The sequence below is a fragment of the Streptomyces sp. NPDC052773 genome (assembly GCF_044547145.1).
Classification (GTDB): domain Bacteria; phylum Actinomycetota; class Actinomycetes; order Streptomycetales; family Streptomycetaceae; genus Streptomyces.
Genome location: NZ_JBITZX010000011.1, coordinates 106,232 through 120,552, shown reverse-complemented (window position 1 = coordinate 120,552; position 14,321 = coordinate 106,232). Strand labels below are relative to the sequence as shown.

Here is a 14,321-nt window from a genome sequence, read left to right as displayed (position 1 = left end):
TGAAGATGAACATGCGTCACCTTCGGGTGCCGCCGGGCCCGCTTATGGCGGCCATCGGAAATCGGATGGCCCCGAAGGGAGCCGAATCGCGTGTCGATACGTCTATTCGGCGACGTCCGTACGACGACGCCGAAGTGACCGAAGTACAGGTTCAGGTGTGACGGAGGTGCAGGGCGATGGCCGGTTTCCGGAGTCTGGCGAGACAGGTACGCGATCCACGGTGCGATCTGGCGCTACGGCGCTACTCGCTGCGCAAGTGCCTGGAGCGGTTCGCCCCTTACGGGCATCGGGCGACCTGGGACCATCTGTGCTCCCGGGCCGGATTCGACCCGGAGGACCGCTCCCCGGATCCGGCGCGGCTCGTGGCCGCGCTGGAGGAGCTGGAGGAGGCGCGGGCGGTGTGGCTCGCCTACGAGGTGGAGTTCGCCGAACGCCGCAGGAAGGAGAAGCACGACGGCCTGCGCAGGCCGGGCAGTGTGGACGACTGGCACCGGATGACCTGGGGCGGCTTCGGAGTCGCCTGGTGCGACGATCCCCGGGTGCATCCCGACGAGCCGCTGGCCGACGTGCTGCGGAAACTGATCGCGGCACTGGAGCGCGAACCGGGCGCGGAGTGCCCGGTGTGCGGCGGGGAACGGCTGTTCTGGAAGGACGACCTGGATCACGAACCCTCGTCCGGACCGGTCTGCGCGGACTGCGGGATTCTCGTACCGCGGCCCGTGCTCACCCCCGAGGCGCTGGCGTACGCCCGGCGCGGGCGGGTGCTGGTGTCGGCGTGAGGGAGTAGTCAGGGGGGTGCGCCGGGGGATGCCGCACCCCCGTTCATCGGGGAGGTACGGCAACGGGGGAACGGGGGCAACGGGGGGCCGTTGCGCCTTTGGGACTGGCACCATCGGGGGATGGTGCAGGTCTGTCTGAACGGAAGCCGGGGTGCCGCCGACGGGGCGGTGATACCGCTCTCGCCGGAGGCGCTGGCGGAGGAGGCCGCGCGGGCCGTCGCGGCGGGGGCCACGGACGTGCACGTCCACCCCAAGACGCCCTGCGGCCGGGACACGCTGTCCCCGCGGGTGGTCGCGGCGACGCTGGAGGCGATCCGCGCGCGGGTCGCGGTGCCGGTCGGCGTGACCACGGGAGCGTGGGCCGAGCCCGACCCGGCCGCCCGGCTCGCGCGGGTCCACGGCTGGACCGTGCTGCCCGACCACGCCTCGGTCAACTGGCACGAGCCGGGCGCCGAGGAACTGGCCGCCGCGCTGCTGGAACGCGGGGTGGGCGTCGAGGCGGGCATCTGGTCCGGGACGGACGGAGCCACCCGCTTCACCCGCTCGCCCCTCGCGCCGAAGGTACTGCGCGTCCTCGCGGAGATCACGGATCCGGACCCCGACACGGCACCCCGGACCGCCCGGGCCCTCCTGTCCGCCCTCGCCGCACGGCATGTCGTCCCGGACGGACCGCGGATCCTTCTCCACGGCGAGAACGCCGCCACTTGGCCCGTCCTGCGCCTCGCCGCCCACCTCGGCCTCGCCACCCGCATCGGCCTGGAGGACACCCTGACCCTGCCGAACGGCCGACGGGCCGCGTCCAACGCGGAGTTGGTCCGAGCCTCCCTGACCGAATACGCCGACGCGGCCCGCGCCGGGCGGTGACGCCCACGGCGGCCGGCGAGCGACGACCTGCCGCGACCGGCGAGCGGCTGCTGCTTCGTGATCTCGGCCATGACCTCGGCCCGGCCTTCGAGCATGGGCGCCCTAGCCGCGCGCCCCCACCTCCGCCTCCCCGGCCTCCCCGGCGTCCTCCCGGCACTGCGGCGTCCGCGGCCCGCCACGCCCGCGTGCCCCCGGGCGTTCCGGGAGGAGGCGGGAGCCGGTGAGGTGGTCGCCGAAGACGTCGTCCGGGTTGGACAGGACGCAGGAGTCCAGGGACAGACAGCCGCAGCCGATGCAGTCGGTGAGGTGGTCGCGCAGCCGGTTGAGCTGCTTGATGCGTTCGTCGAGTTCGGAGCGCCAGGCCTCCGACAGCCGGGCCCAGTCCTCCCGGGTGGGTGTGCGCTCCTCGGGGAGTTCGGCGAGGGCCTCGCGGATGGTGGCCAGCGGGATGCCGACCCGCTGGGCGGCGCGGATGAAGGCGACGCGGCGCAGGGTGTCGCGGCTGTAGCGGCGCTGGTTGCCGCTGGTGCGGCGGCTGCTGATCAGACCCTTGGACTCGTAGAAGTGCAGGGCGGAGACGGCGGCCCCGCTGCGAGCGGAGAGCTGGCCGACGGTGAGCTCGTGGATCTTCTCTGGAATCTGGGGCACCCCTCGAAGCCTACCGACGCCTTTCGTTGACAGCGGCCCCACGGGAGACCATGCTAAGCAGTCGCTTAGAGTTTGCGACCTGGAGGCGGGTACATGGCAGAGCCGAGGATCTTCGCAGGTGCCGACGAGCTGAAGTCGGCGGTGGGCGAGCAGCTGGGGTACACCGACTGGCTGGAGATCGACCAGAAGCGGATCGATCTCTTCGCGGAGGCCACCGGCGATCATCAGTGGATCCACGTCGACCCGGAGAAGGCCGCCGCCGGGCCGTTCGGGACCACCATCGCGCACGGGTACCTGACCCTGTCGCTGCTGCCCCTGTTCGGGCCGCAGCTGATCAAGGTCGAGGGCGTGAAGATGGGCGTCAACTACGGGACGAACAAGGTCCGTTTCCCCGCCCCGGTACCGGTCGGCTCGCGACTGCGCGCCACCGCGACGATCACCGGCGTCGAGGACGTGACCGGCGGCGTCCAGGTGACCGTCGCCTTCACCGTGGAGCGCGAGGGCGGCGACAAGCCGGTGTGCGTCGCCGAGTCGGTGGCCCGCTACTACGTCTGACCCCGGCCGGGGGCTACTTCGCCCCCACCATCCGCAGCACGAGGTCGGCGTAGAGCGCGCCGACCTCGTCGGGGGTCCAGGGTCCCTCGACGTTGAACCAGCGGGCGACGTCGATGCACAGGGACAGGACGGCGAGGGTGGTGCCCTTGACGTCGAGCACGTCGAACTCGCCGGAGGCCATGCCGTCCTCGATGATCCGCCGCACCTCGGCGTCGCACTGCCGGCGCAGGGCGAGGATCTCGGCGCGGGCGTCCTCGCCGAGCGAGTCCAGCTCGTACTGGACGACCCGCGCGGTGGTCCGGCCGCCCGCGTGCCAGCGGACGAAGGAGCCGACGGCGTCGGCCAGCCGCTCGCGCGCGGTGCCCTCGCGGCGGGCCGCCGTGCGCAGGATCTCCAGGGCCTTCTCGTGGCCGATCCTGCTGATGCGGTGCAGCAGCTCTTCCTTGGTCTTGTAGTGGATGTAGAGCGCGGCCGGGCTCATGCCGGCGCGGCCCGCGATGTCGCGGGTCGTGGTGGCGTGGTAGCCGCGCTCGGCGAAGGCCTCCACGGCGGCGATCAGCAGCCGCCGGGCCGCGTCAGGGGTGACCTCGGCCCACGGCTGCCTCTCGCCGCCGGCCGTCTCCTCCGCCGTACTCATCGCTCGCTCGCCCCTCTCGCTGACAGGGGCACCACCATACCGCCGAACCTGAGCGCCCGCTTAGACGCCCCGCTGGGGAGGGGTGGGAAACCGTCCGGCCTCCTGCCGGTCGCGGATGACCTTGGCGAGCGTGAAGGCGGAGGTGACGAGGTAGAGGACGGCGATCCCGAGGAAGGCGCGGACCCACGGGTCGGCGTCGAGCTGGTAGATGCCGATGGCGGTGGCCGCCATGGCGACGGCGAACGAGGCGACGGCCTGGCCGTAGAACGCGGCCGTGTTCTGCTGCTTGTCACTCATGGGGACCAGGGTCGGCGGACGTGGCCCGCGCCACATCCGCCGGCGTACTCAGAAACGTACTCAGAACGAGCGGGCCCGCAGGGGCCGGGCTCAGAAGGCCGAAACCCCCGTCAGCGCCCGCCCGATGAGCAGCTTCTGGATCTGGCTGGTGCCCTCGTAGAGGGTCATCACGCGGGCGTCCCGCAGGAGCTTGCCCGCCGGGTACTCGTCGATGTAGCCGTAACCGCCGAATACCTGGAGGGCGTTGTTGGCGGCGCGGACGGCGGCCTCGGAGGCGAAGAGCTTGGCCTTGGAGGACTCCACCGCGAACGGCAGGCCGCGGTCGATCAGGTCGGCGACCCGCCAGGTCAGCAGCCGGGCGGCGTCGACGTCGACGGCGATGTCGCTGATCAGTTCCTGGACGAGCTGGTGGTGGGCGATGGACTTGCCGAACTGCTCGCGCTCGCCCGCGTAGCGCACGGCCGCGTCGAGGGCGGCCTGCGCGATGCCGACACAGCCCGCCGCCACCGACATCCGGCCCTTGGCGAGGGCCGACATGGCGACCGAGAAGCCCTTGCCCTCCTCGCCCAGCATCGCGGAGGCGGGCACGCGGACGTCCTCCAGGACGAGTTCCGCCGTGGCCTGGCCGCGCAGGCCGAGCTTGCCGTGGATCGTGCGGCGGGTCAGGCCGGGGGTGTCGGTGGGCACCAGGAAGGCACTGACGCCCTTGTGGCCGGGGGCGTCGGTGGAGCGGGCGAAGAGCAGGACGACGTCGGCCCAGGTGCCGTTGGTGATGAACATCTTGGTGCCGTTGACGACGTAGTCGTCGCCGTCGCGCACCGCGCGGGTGGCGAGGCCGCCCGCGTCGGAGCCGGTGCCGGGCTCGGTAAGGCCGAAGCAGCCGACGAGTTCGCCGGAGGTGAGCCCGGGCAGCCAGCGCCGCTTCTGCTCCTCGCTCCCCCAGGCCGCGACGGTCTTGGCGACCAGGCCGAGGGAGACCGAGACGATGCCGCGCACGGAGGAGTCGCCCCGGCCCAGCTCCTCGGTGACCAGGCAGTACGCGAGGTGGTCGCCGCCGGAGCCGCCGTACTCCTCGTCGACGGTGAGGCCGAGGAAGCCGACCTCGCCGAGCTTCTTCACGATGCCCCGGTCGACCTCCTCCGCGCGGTCCCAGGCGACGACGTTGGGGGCGATCTCGCGCTCCACGAAGTCCCGGGCCAGCTGCCGTACGGCGGTCTGTTCCTCGCTGAGCTCCAGGTTCACGGCGCGTCACCCCACACGTAGGTCATCGATTGAAAGTCGCACATTTAAATTAGCACTGCTAGTTTCCGGGCGCAGCCCTACTATGTGCGCCATGGCCCGACCGCGCAAGCCCCTCCTCAGCACCGACCGGATCGTCGAGACGGCCCGGGAACTCGTGGACACCGAGGGCCTGGCGGCCGTCTCCACCCGGCGGCTCGCCGCCGAACTGGGAGTGAGCGGGCCGTCCCTCTACAACCACTTCCGGACCAAGGACGAGATCCTGGAGGCGGTCGCGGACTCGGTGAGCGCGCAGGTCGACCTGTCGATGTTCGAGGACGGCCGGGACTGGCGGACGGCGCTGCACGACTGGGCGGTCTCCTACCGCGCCGCCCTGCGCGACCACCCGAACATCGTCCCGGTGCTCGCCCGCGGCCCCGGCCGCCGCCCGGCCGCGCTGCGGCTCGCGGACGCGGTCTACGGCGCGATGGTCGACGCCGGGTGGCCGCCCGCGCAGGCCACCTCCATCGGCGCGCTGATGCGGTACTTCATCATGGGCTCCGCGCTCGGCTCGTTCGCCGGGGGCTTCCCGGACGACGCCAGCGCCTACGACCCGGCCGACTATCCCCACCTCGGCCAGGCGCACCGCCTCGCCGAGCAGCAGGAGAAGGTGGACGAGCGGGCCTTCGAGACCGGTCTGACGGCCCTGCTGGACGGGCTGGCCCAGCAGTTCGCGGAGCTCAGCCGGCGGGCGTAGCGCGTTCGGGCGCCCGCGCAGCGCGGTTCGGAAGGTCCGCGCGGCACGGTTCGGCGTCCGCCGAACCGTGGGTGCCGCATGCTGGGGCGTATGACCACCAGCAACAGCCGGGCGGCCGGGCTCGCCGCCCTCGCCGGACTGATCGCCGACACCACGCGCGCCGCGTGCCTGCTGGCGCTGCTCGACGGGCGGGCGTGGACGGCCGGTGAGCTGGCCCGGCACGCGGGCGTCGCCCCCTCGACGCTGAGCGAACACCTGGGCAAGCTGGTCGCGGGCGGCCTGCTCGCCGAGGAACGCCAGGGCCGGCACCGGTACGTGCGGCTGGCCGACGCCCGGGTCGCCCAGCTGCTGGAGGACCTGGCGGCCCAGGTCCCGCCGGGGACGGCCGGGCGACCGCGCGGCCTGCGCGAGGCCGGCGCCGGGTCCGCGATGGCCCGCGGCCGGACCTGCTACGACCATCTCGCCGGACGTCTCGGCATCGCGGTCACCGACGCGTTCGGCGCGCTGGGGCTGCTGCGCCGGGACACCGGGTTCGCCCTCACCGACGCGGGCCTGGCCTGGTTCGCCCGCGCCGGCATCCCCCTCGACCGCGCCGGCCGCCGGCCGCTGGCCCGTGCCTGTCTCGACTGGACCGAACGCCGCCCCCACCTCGCCGGCACCGCCGGCGCCGCCCTGTGCCGGCACGCTCTCGACGCGGGATGGTGCGTCCGCATCGGTTCGGAGCGCGCGGTGAAGGTGACGCCGGCGGGTGAGGGGGCGTTCGCGGAGCTGCTGGGCATCCCTGTGGGGGCACTGCGCTGAGCCCGGCGTGAGCGGTTGTGGAGGCGGGCTTGCGTGGTGTGCCGGGTGCGGGTGAGTGGGGCCGGTCGCGCGGTTCCCCACGCCCCTGAGTGGGAGCGGTGGACGCCCATTTACAGGCACCGCGCTCTCTCCCCCCCTCCCCCGGCACACCAGCCCGTGCATCAGTGTGAACGTGCCCTGTCCGCAAGGACCTTGATGGACAGGAGGGCGATCACCGAGAGGGCGACGATGTAGGCGGAGACCGCCATCGAGGTGCCGGTGGCCTCCAGGAGGAGCACCATCACGAACGGGGCCAGTCCGCCGCCGCCGACGGCCGCGATCTGGTAGCCGAGGGAGGCGCCGGTGTAGCGCATCTCGGGGGTGAACAGCTCGGCGAAGAGGGCGGCCTGGGGGCCGTACATGATGCTGAGGAAGCAGCTGGCGACGAACGTGCCGACCGCGAGCCACAGCAGGGAGCCGGTGTCGATGAGCAGGAACATCGGTACGGCCCAGGCGGCGATGCCGACGGCGCCGAGCGCGTAGATCCGGATGCGGCCGAGGCGGTCGGAGAGGGCCGCGGAGACCGGGATCAGCACCAGCTGGGTGAGGCTCACGCAGAGCGAGACGGTGAGCACCGCGCCGCGCTCCATGCCGAGTTCGCGGGTGGTGTAGTCGAGGACGCCGGTGATGATGATGTAGAAGGTCGCGGTGTTCACGGCGAAGGAGCCGCCCGCGAGCAGGACCGTGCCGAGGTGGTGGCGGAGGATCGTGCGCAGCGGCGAGGCCGCCGCCTCCCCCTTCTCCTTCTCGGCGAGCGCCCGCTCGGCCTCGCGGAACTCGGGGGTCTCCTCCACGCGGGTGTGGATGTACCAGGCGAGGGCGAGGACGAATACGCCGACGAGGAACGGGACGCGCCAGCCCCACGCCTGGAACGCCGAGTCCGAGGTGAACGCGCCGGCCAGCAGGAAGACCGAGTTGGCGGTCACCACGCCGATGGGGACGCCGAGCTGGACGACGCTGCCGTAGATGCCGCGCTTGCCCTCGGGGGCGTACTCGGTGGCCAGCAGCATCGCGCCGCCCCACTGGGCGCCGACGGCGACACCCTGGAGGACGCGGAGCAGGACCAGCAGCAGCGGGGCGGCCACGCCGATGGTCTCGTACGTCGGCAGCAGGCCGATGCCGGTGGTGGCCAGGCCCATCAGGGTCAGCGCGAGCACCAGCATGGGCTTGCGGCCCCGCTTGTCGCCGAGGTGGCCGGCGACGATGCCGCCGAGCGGGCGGGCCAGGAAGCCGACGGCGAAGGTGGCGAAGGAGGCGAGGACCCCGGCGGTGGGGCTGCCCGCCGGGAAGTAGAGGTCGCCGAGGACGAGCGCGGCGGCGATCCCGAAGACGAAGTAGTCGTACCACTCGACGGCGGAGGCGAGGGCGGCGGCGGTGGCCACCCTGCGTCGGTTGTCGGTGGGGCGGGTGGCGGTGGGAGCGGGGGCGGGGGTCTCGTGAGCGGAGGGGAACGTGTCCATGCGGTGCACACTCCGGTGGGTGCGGATGGGGACGTTCCGGGGAACGTACTGACCGGACGGTATGGAGGTCAACGGTCGTGCGGAAAGTTGCCGGGCGGAAAAAGGGGACCCGGGGTGTCCCCCGGGTCCCTTGTGCTCGGCGCGGCTCGTCCGCGGCGTCAGAAGACGACCAGCGCCCGTCCGCCCTTGCCGGCCAGCATGTTCTCGAACGCCGCCGGGATGCCGTCGAGGGCGATCCGCTCGGTGACCAGCGCGCCGAGGTCCAGGCGGCCCTCGCGGACGTGTCCGGCGAGCACCGGCAGGTCGCGGGCCGGGTCGCTGTTGCCGTAGACGCAGCCGGAGAGGGTGCGGCCCCAGTGGAAGATCTCCAGGGCGTTGAAGGTGACCTGCTGGTCCTTGCCGCCGATGCCGACGACCGTGGTGCGTCCGCCGCGCCGGGTGGACTCCCAGGCGGCGCGGATGGTGACGGCCCGGCCCACGCACTCCACGGCCACGTCCACGCCCTGCTTGCCGGTCAGGGCGCGGATCTCGCGCGGGGTGGTGTCGGAGGCGATGACGTAGTCCGTGGCGCCGGCGGCCCGCGCCAGCTCCTCCTTCTCGGGGGACACGTCGACCGCGACGATCTTCGAGGCGCCCGCGATCCGGGCGGCCTGGAGGGCGGCGAGGCCGACGCCACCGACGCCGAACACGGCGACCGTCTCGCCCTCGCGGACCCGCGCCGAGTGGTGGACGGCCCCGTAGCCGGTGAGCACGGCGCAACCGAGCAGGGCGGCGTCCGTGAGCGGCACGCCGTCCGGGGCGGGCAGCACGCAGTTCGCGGCCACCACGGTCTCCTCGGCGAACGCGGCCACGTTCAGGCCGGGGTGCAGGTCGGTGCCGTCGTCGGCGCGGCGGGCGTGGACGGCGCCGATGCCGCCGAGGGCGTTGGCGCACAGCCACACCTCGCCGAGCGCGCAGGCGGGGCAACTCCCGCAGGACGGAGCCCAGTTGAGGACGACCGGGTCGCCGGGCGCGACATGGGTGACGCCCTCGCCGACGGCCAGGACGGTGCCCGCGCCCTCGTGGCCGAGGACGGCCGGGAGCGGCACCTTCATGGTGCCGTTGGACAGGGACAGGTCGGAGTGGCAGACACCGGCGGCGGCGAGCCGGACCCGGACCTGCCCGGGTCCGGGGTCGGGCAGCTCGATGCCGGTGATCTCCAGCGGGGCGCCGACGGCGGGCACGACGGCGGCTCGGACGGCGGCACGGACGGCCATGACAGATGACTCCCTAGGACCGGAGGCGGGGTGGAACCGAAGTGGCTCAGAACTGGAGGGACTTGGTCTGGAGGTACTCGGCCAGGCCGTGGCTGCCGAGCTCCCGGCCCACGCCCGACTGCTTGTAACCGCCGAACGGGGCCAGCGGGTTGAACCGGCCGCCGTTGATGTCGACCTGCCCCGTCTCCATCCGCCGCGCGAACGCGACCGCCTCCGCCTCGTTGCCCGCCCAGACCGCGCCGGCGAGGCCGTAGACCGTGCCGTTGGCGATGCGCAGGGCGTCGTCCTCGTCCTCGTAGCGCAGGATCGACAGGACCGGGCCGAAGATCTCCTCCTGGGCGATGGTCATCTCGGGGGTGACGTCGGCGAAGACGGTGGGGCTGACGTAGTAGCCGCGCTCGCGGGGGGCGTCGGGGCCGCCGGCGACCAGCCGGGCGCCCTCGGCGACGCCCTTCTGGATGTATCCGCGCACCCGTTCCTGCTGCTTGGCGTTGACCAGCGGGCCGATGCGGTCGCCGTACTTGGCGGCGGCGGTCCGGGCGAGTTCCACAGCCTCGTCGTACCGGTCGCGGTGGACCAGCATCCGGGTCCAGGCGCTGCACGTCTGGCCGGAGTTGGACATCACGTTGGCCACGCCCACGTTGACCGCGCGGGCCAGGTCGGCGCTGGGCAGGATGACGTTGGCGGACTTGCCGCCCAGCTCCAGGGCGACCTTCTTGATGCCGGCCCCGGCGATCGCGGCGATCTGCCGGCCGACGGCGGTGGAGCCGGTGAAGGAGACCAGGTCGACGTCCGGGTGCTCGGCGAGCGCCTGGCCGGCGACCGGGCCGAGCCCGGTGACCAGGTTGAACACACCGGCGGGTACGCCCGCCTCGTGGACCACCTCGGCGAACAGCTGGGCGGTGAGCGGGGTGTCCTCGGCCGGCTTCAGGACGACCGTGCAGCCCGCGGCGAGCGCGGGGGCGACCTTGGCGACGATCTGGTGCAGGGGGTAGTTCCAGGGGGTGATCGCGGCGACCACGCCGATCGGCTCGTGGTAGACGGTCGAGTTGCCGACCTTCTCCTCGAAGGCGTACGTGGCGGCCAGGTCGGCGTAGGAGCCGGCGACCGCGATCGGCGCGCCGACGTGGACCGTCTGCGACAGCTTCAGCGGGGCGCCGAGTTCGGCGGTGACCGTCTCGGCGATCTCCTCGGACCGCGCCACCAGGCCGTCGCGCAGCGCGGCCAGCCGCGCGGCCCGCTCGGCGGGCGGGGTGGCGGCCCATGCCGGAAGCGCGGCGCGGGCGGCCCGTACGGCGTTGTCGACGTCCAGGGCGGTGCCGGCCGGCACCTGGCCGACGACCTGCTCGTCCACCGGGTTCAGGACGTCGATGACGTCCCCTCCGGCGGCCGGGCGCCAGGCTCCGTCGATGTACATGCCGTCATGTGCCTTCATCGCGTTCCCTCCGGGCGGGCCTCGTCGTCGCCCCCAAACTAGCGCCGTTAGTTTTACGGCACCAGGGGCGCCCCGCATGGCACGCCTCACCCTGCCGGGAACGCGCTCGGAAGTCGACCCGCGGTCCGCCTGCGAGGGGCCGCGCGCAGCCACCGGGCCGGGGTGTGGGTGGCGGCCGGGCGTGGGCGGATGGGCTGGTCGAGGTTCAGGCGCGGGTGGTCAGGGCGCGCCGCCCGGCCGGGTCGCCGGGTGGGCAACCCACGCGCCGCCCGGCCGGGTCGCCGGGTGGGCAACCCGGCGCGGCTTCGCGGCCGGGGCTCGCGTCCCGCAGACGAGCGTGCAGGAACGCTCACTTCATTCACTAGGGGGTGTCTCGTCGATCAGGCCGGATCAGCGAGCGGCGTCTGGTGCCGTGCATCGCAAGGCGGAGGAGGGAGTCAACGCGGAGCGTTGGCGACCGACGACAACGCGGCGAGGCGCGGTGCCAGACGCCGGGAGCCCGGCATGATCGGCGAGACACCCCCTAGCGCCCGGGCGGGCCATACCGCCCGCGCCCAGACCGCCCGTGCCCAGGCCACCCGCGCCCGGGCCACCCGGGCCCCGGCGCCACCCGTGCCACCCGCGCCACCCCGCCACCCCGCCACCCGCGCCGAAGCCGCCGTCGGCCGCAGCACCCCCGGATGAGACGCGAGCGCACCGCAGACCGGACCACGTTCGCCCCGCCCGCCCATCACACCGGGCCGTTCGCGGACGCGTTCAGGCGTCGCTGCGGCGTCGGGCGCGCGGAGTGGGGGCCGGGCGGTCGTTCCCGGTCTCCGGTCTGGCCGGGGAGCGCAGGGCCACGCCCGAGGACAGCAGGAGGAGGCCGGCGAGCATCACGAACGGGGCGGCCACGCCCGCGAGGCCGGCCACGAGGCCCGCGGTGGCGGGGGCGGCGACCTGGCCGAGGCGGTTGCCGGTCAGGCGCAGGGCCAGGGCCGTGGAGCGGGCGCCCTCGGGCGCGGCCTGCACCACCGTCGTCATGGACAGCGGCTGTCCGACGCCGAGGCAGAAGCCGAGCGCGGCCAGCATCACGGCCAGCGCCCACACCGGTACCGGCAGCGCGACGCCCGCGCAGAGCACCGCGGCCAGCAGACAGGTGACGGTGAGCAGCGCGGTACGGCCGAGCAGCCGCAGCAGCGGGGTCAGCACCAGCCGGCAGGCGATGGTGGCCGCCGCCCGCAGGCTGAGCAGCAGCCCGATCACGGACGGGGCGATGCCCCGGTGCTCGCCGACCACCGGCAGATAGGCGGTGAGGATGTCGGTGGCGGACAGCACGGAGAGGCTGATCAGGATGCCCGCCGGTACGCCCCGGGAGCGCAGGATGCCCCGTACGGGGACCCGGTCACCCGCTCCCTTGCGGGCCGCGGGCGGAGTATGGCGGTGCTCTATCCGCCACAGCGAGGTGAACGCGACCGCGCCGCCCGCGCCCGCGACCAGCAGAGCGAGCGCGCTGCTCGCCGCCATGTCGTGACCGCCGATCAGGCCCCCGGCCGCGATGGGCCCGACCAGCTGGCCGAGGGACGCGCCGATGGTGAAGTGGCCGAAGTTGCGGTCCTGTTCGTGCGGCGCGGACTGGCGGGCCACCAGCGACTGCGCGCCGATGACGAAGCAGAGGTGGCCGAGGCCCATCACCCCGCTCCAGACCGCCATGGCCCACAGGGAGTCCGCGACGCCGCTGAGCGCGCAGCCGCCGGAGATCAGCACGACGCCGGCCGGCAGCAGGGGCGCGCAGCGGCCGTGGTCGGTACGGCGGCCCAGCGGGACGGCGGCGAACAGCGGGAGCAGGGCGTAGACGCCCGCGATCACACCGACCGCCCGCTCGTCCGCGCCCAGCGCGAGGGCCCGGTAGGAGACGGCGGGCCGGGCCATCGACACCGCCCCCTGCGCGAAGCTGAAGGCGATGACGAGGCGGAGCAGCCAGCCGCGGTTCCCACCGGGCCCCATGGTTGTTACCTCCGGGAGAGGAAGGAGTTCGAGGGCGACGGACGACGACCTGGTCGGCAGGCCGTCAGATGATGCCGAAGAGGATGCCCGCGCCGAGGATGACCAGACAGGTGAGAGCGGCCCACTTCACCACGAACCGGGTGTGGTCGCCGAACTCGACCTTCGCCATGCCGACCAGCACGTACACGGCCGGGACGAGCGGGCTGGACATGTGCAGCGGCTGGCCGACGAGCGAGGCGCGGGCCATCTCCAGCGGCGAGACGCCGTGCGCGGCGCCGGCCTCGGCGAGGACCGGCAGGACGCCGAAGTAGAAGCCGTCGTTGGACATGAAGTAGGTGAGCGGGAGGCTGAGCACACCGGTGACGAGGGCCATGTGGGGGCCCATGGCCGCGGGGATGACGTCGACCATCCACTTGGCCATGGCGTCGACCATGCCGGTGCCCTGGAGGACGCCGGTGAAGACGGCGGCGGCGAAGACCATGCCGGAGACGTTGAGGACGTTGTCGGCGTGGGCGGCGAGGCGCGCCTTCTGGTCGGGGATGTGCGGGAAGTTCACGGTGAGCGCGAGCGCGGCGCCGAGCAGGAACAGCACCGGGATCGGCAGCCACTCCATGATCATGGCGGTGAGCAGGGTGACCGTGAGCAGCGCGTTGAACCAGTACAGCTTGGGGCGCAGGGTGTCGCGGTGCGGGTCGAGGCCCTGGAAGTCGTCGTCGCCCTCGTCGGAGGCGCCGGAGCCGGAGTCGGTACCCGTGCCGGCGCCGGTACCGGTACCGGTGCCGCCGGTCGTCGTGGCCTTGCCCTCGGCGCCCGCCGCGCCGCCCGCGCCCACCAGCACCGTCTCCTCCACCAGCACCTCGTCCAGCGTCAGCACACCGAGCCGCTTGCGCTCGCGCAGACCGAGGACGTAGGAGAGGCCGATCACGAAGAGCAGGCCGACGGCGAGAGCCGGGATCATCGGCACGAAGATGTCGCTGGCGTCCAGCTTCAGCGCGGTGGCCGCGCGGGCGGTGGGGCCGCCCCAGGGCAGCGTGTTCATCACGCCGTTGGCCATGGCCGCGACGCCGGTCAGGATGACCAGGCTCATCTTCAGGCGCTTGTAGAGCGGATACAGCGCGGAGACCGTGATCATGAAGGTGGTCGAGCCGTCGCCGTCCAGCGACACGATCGCGGCGAGCAGGGCCGTACCGACGACGATCCGCATCGGGTCGGCCTTGCAGAACTTCAGGATGCCTTTGACGATCGGGTCGAAGAGACCGACGTCGATCATCACCCCGAAGTAGACGATCGCGAACATCAGCATCGCCGCGGTGGGGGCGAGGCTGGTGACGCCGTCGATGACGTAGTCGCCCAGGTGGGCGCCCTTGCCGACGAACACACAGAAGAGTGCGGGGATCAGCACGAGCGCCGCGATCGGCGACATCTTCTTCATCATGATCAGGACCAGGAAGGTCGCGATCATGGCGAAGCCGAGGATGGTCAGCATGAGTGGATACCTAACGTTCGCCCTTGAACTCCCACCTGGGCCGGCGGTGCGACGACGTTAGGTCCCGTCAAGCGGCGTTAACAAGACGTTGACACGCGAGCAA

General features: G+C 73.0%; 14 protein-coding genes. 5 read left to right on the top strand and 9 right to left on the bottom strand.

Translation table 11 applies throughout. From position 1 onward, the window contains the following. Positions 1-176: 176 nt before the first annotated feature. Together ACIG0D_RS24040 and ACIG0D_RS24035 are read left to right on the top strand one after the other, a co-directional pair. Positions 177-779 (top strand): hypothetical protein, encoded by a 603-nt coding sequence (locus ACIG0D_RS24040; RefSeq protein ID WP_399804384.1) that lies wholly within the window; start codon positions 177-179, stop codon positions 777-779. Between the two features lie 120 nt (positions 780-899). Next, the gene (locus tag ACIG0D_RS24035; RefSeq protein ID WP_399804381.1) at positions 900-1,643 is read left to right on the top strand and encodes a 3-keto-5-aminohexanoate cleavage protein; all 744 of its coding nucleotides are present in this window, start codon (positions 900-902) and stop codon (positions 1,641-1,643) included. A 102-nt stretch (positions 1,644-1,745) separates the two neighbouring features. Here the strand turns inward: ACIG0D_RS24035 and soxR are convergent, their stop codons facing one another. Then, positions 1,746-2,291: a redox-sensitive transcriptional activator SoxR gene (gene soxR / locus ACIG0D_RS24030; RefSeq protein WP_399804378.1), complete on the bottom strand. Its 546-nt coding sequence runs from the start codon at positions 2,289-2,291 to the stop codon at positions 1,746-1,748. A gap of 93 nt (positions 2,292-2,384) precedes the next feature. Between soxR and ACIG0D_RS24025 the strand changes: the two genes are divergently transcribed. Next, positions 2,385-2,846: a MaoC family dehydratase gene (locus ACIG0D_RS24025; RefSeq protein WP_365765236.1), complete on the top strand. Its 462-nt coding sequence runs from the start codon at positions 2,385-2,387 to the stop codon at positions 2,844-2,846. 13 nt (positions 2,847-2,859) lie between these two features. On the opposite strand, the gene ACIG0D_RS24020 is transcribed toward ACIG0D_RS24025, so the two are convergent. The 3 genes from ACIG0D_RS24020 to ACIG0D_RS24010 form a co-directional block, all read right to left on the bottom strand. Next, positions 2,860-3,483, bottom strand: coding sequence for a TetR/AcrR family transcriptional regulator (locus ACIG0D_RS24020; RefSeq protein WP_365765238.1), 624 nt, complete (start codon positions 3,481-3,483; stop codon positions 2,860-2,862). 60 nt (positions 3,484-3,543) lie between these two features. Continuing rightward, positions 3,544-3,780: a YiaA/YiaB family inner membrane protein gene (locus ACIG0D_RS24015; RefSeq protein ID WP_399804374.1), complete on the bottom strand. Its 237-nt coding sequence runs from the start codon at positions 3,778-3,780 to the stop codon at positions 3,544-3,546. A gap of 90 nt (positions 3,781-3,870) precedes the next feature. Next, positions 3,871-5,022, bottom strand: a complete 1,152-nt coding sequence (locus ACIG0D_RS24010) for an acyl-CoA dehydrogenase family protein (RefSeq protein WP_399804370.1) — start codon at positions 5,020-5,022, stop codon at positions 3,871-3,873. Between the two features lie 91 nt (positions 5,023-5,113). Between ACIG0D_RS24010 and ACIG0D_RS24005 the strand changes: the two genes are divergently transcribed. Beyond that, complete coding sequence (locus ACIG0D_RS24005) at positions 5,114-5,755, top strand: TetR/AcrR family transcriptional regulator (RefSeq protein WP_399804367.1); 642 nt, start codon at positions 5,114-5,116, stop codon at positions 5,753-5,755. 78 nt (positions 5,756-5,833) lie between these two features. Then, on the top strand, positions 5,834-6,556 hold the full coding sequence (locus ACIG0D_RS24000) for an ArsR/SmtB family transcription factor (protein WP_399804364.1): 723 nt from the start codon (positions 5,834-5,836) through the stop codon (positions 6,554-6,556). 161 nt (positions 6,557-6,717) lie between these two features. Here ACIG0D_RS24000 and ACIG0D_RS23995 read toward each other — a convergent pair whose 3' ends face one another. From ACIG0D_RS23995 to ACIG0D_RS23975, 5 genes are all read right to left on the bottom strand, one after another. Then, positions 6,718-8,055 (bottom strand): MFS transporter, encoded by a 1,338-nt coding sequence (locus ACIG0D_RS23995; protein WP_399804361.1) that lies wholly within the window; start codon positions 8,053-8,055, stop codon positions 6,718-6,720. Between the two features lie 158 nt (positions 8,056-8,213). Further along, on the bottom strand, positions 8,214-9,311 hold the full coding sequence (locus tag ACIG0D_RS23990; protein ID WP_399804358.1) for a Zn-dependent alcohol dehydrogenase: 1,098 nt from the start codon (positions 9,309-9,311) through the stop codon (positions 8,214-8,216). 46 nt (positions 9,312-9,357) lie between these two features. Next, positions 9,358-10,746, bottom strand: a complete 1,389-nt coding sequence (locus tag ACIG0D_RS23985) for an aldehyde dehydrogenase family protein (RefSeq protein WP_399804355.1) — start codon at positions 10,744-10,746, stop codon at positions 9,358-9,360. Between the two features lie 756 nt (positions 10,747-11,502). Next, on the bottom strand, positions 11,503-12,732 hold the full coding sequence (locus ACIG0D_RS23980) for an MFS transporter (protein ID WP_399804352.1): 1,230 nt from the start codon (positions 12,730-12,732) through the stop codon (positions 11,503-11,505). Positions 12,733-12,796: 64 nt separating this feature from the next. Further along, the gene (locus tag ACIG0D_RS23975) at positions 12,797-14,218 is read right to left on the bottom strand and encodes a CitMHS family transporter (RefSeq protein WP_399804349.1); all 1,422 of its coding nucleotides are present in this window, start codon (positions 14,216-14,218) and stop codon (positions 12,797-12,799) included. Between the last annotated feature and the right edge of the window lie 103 nt (positions 14,219-14,321).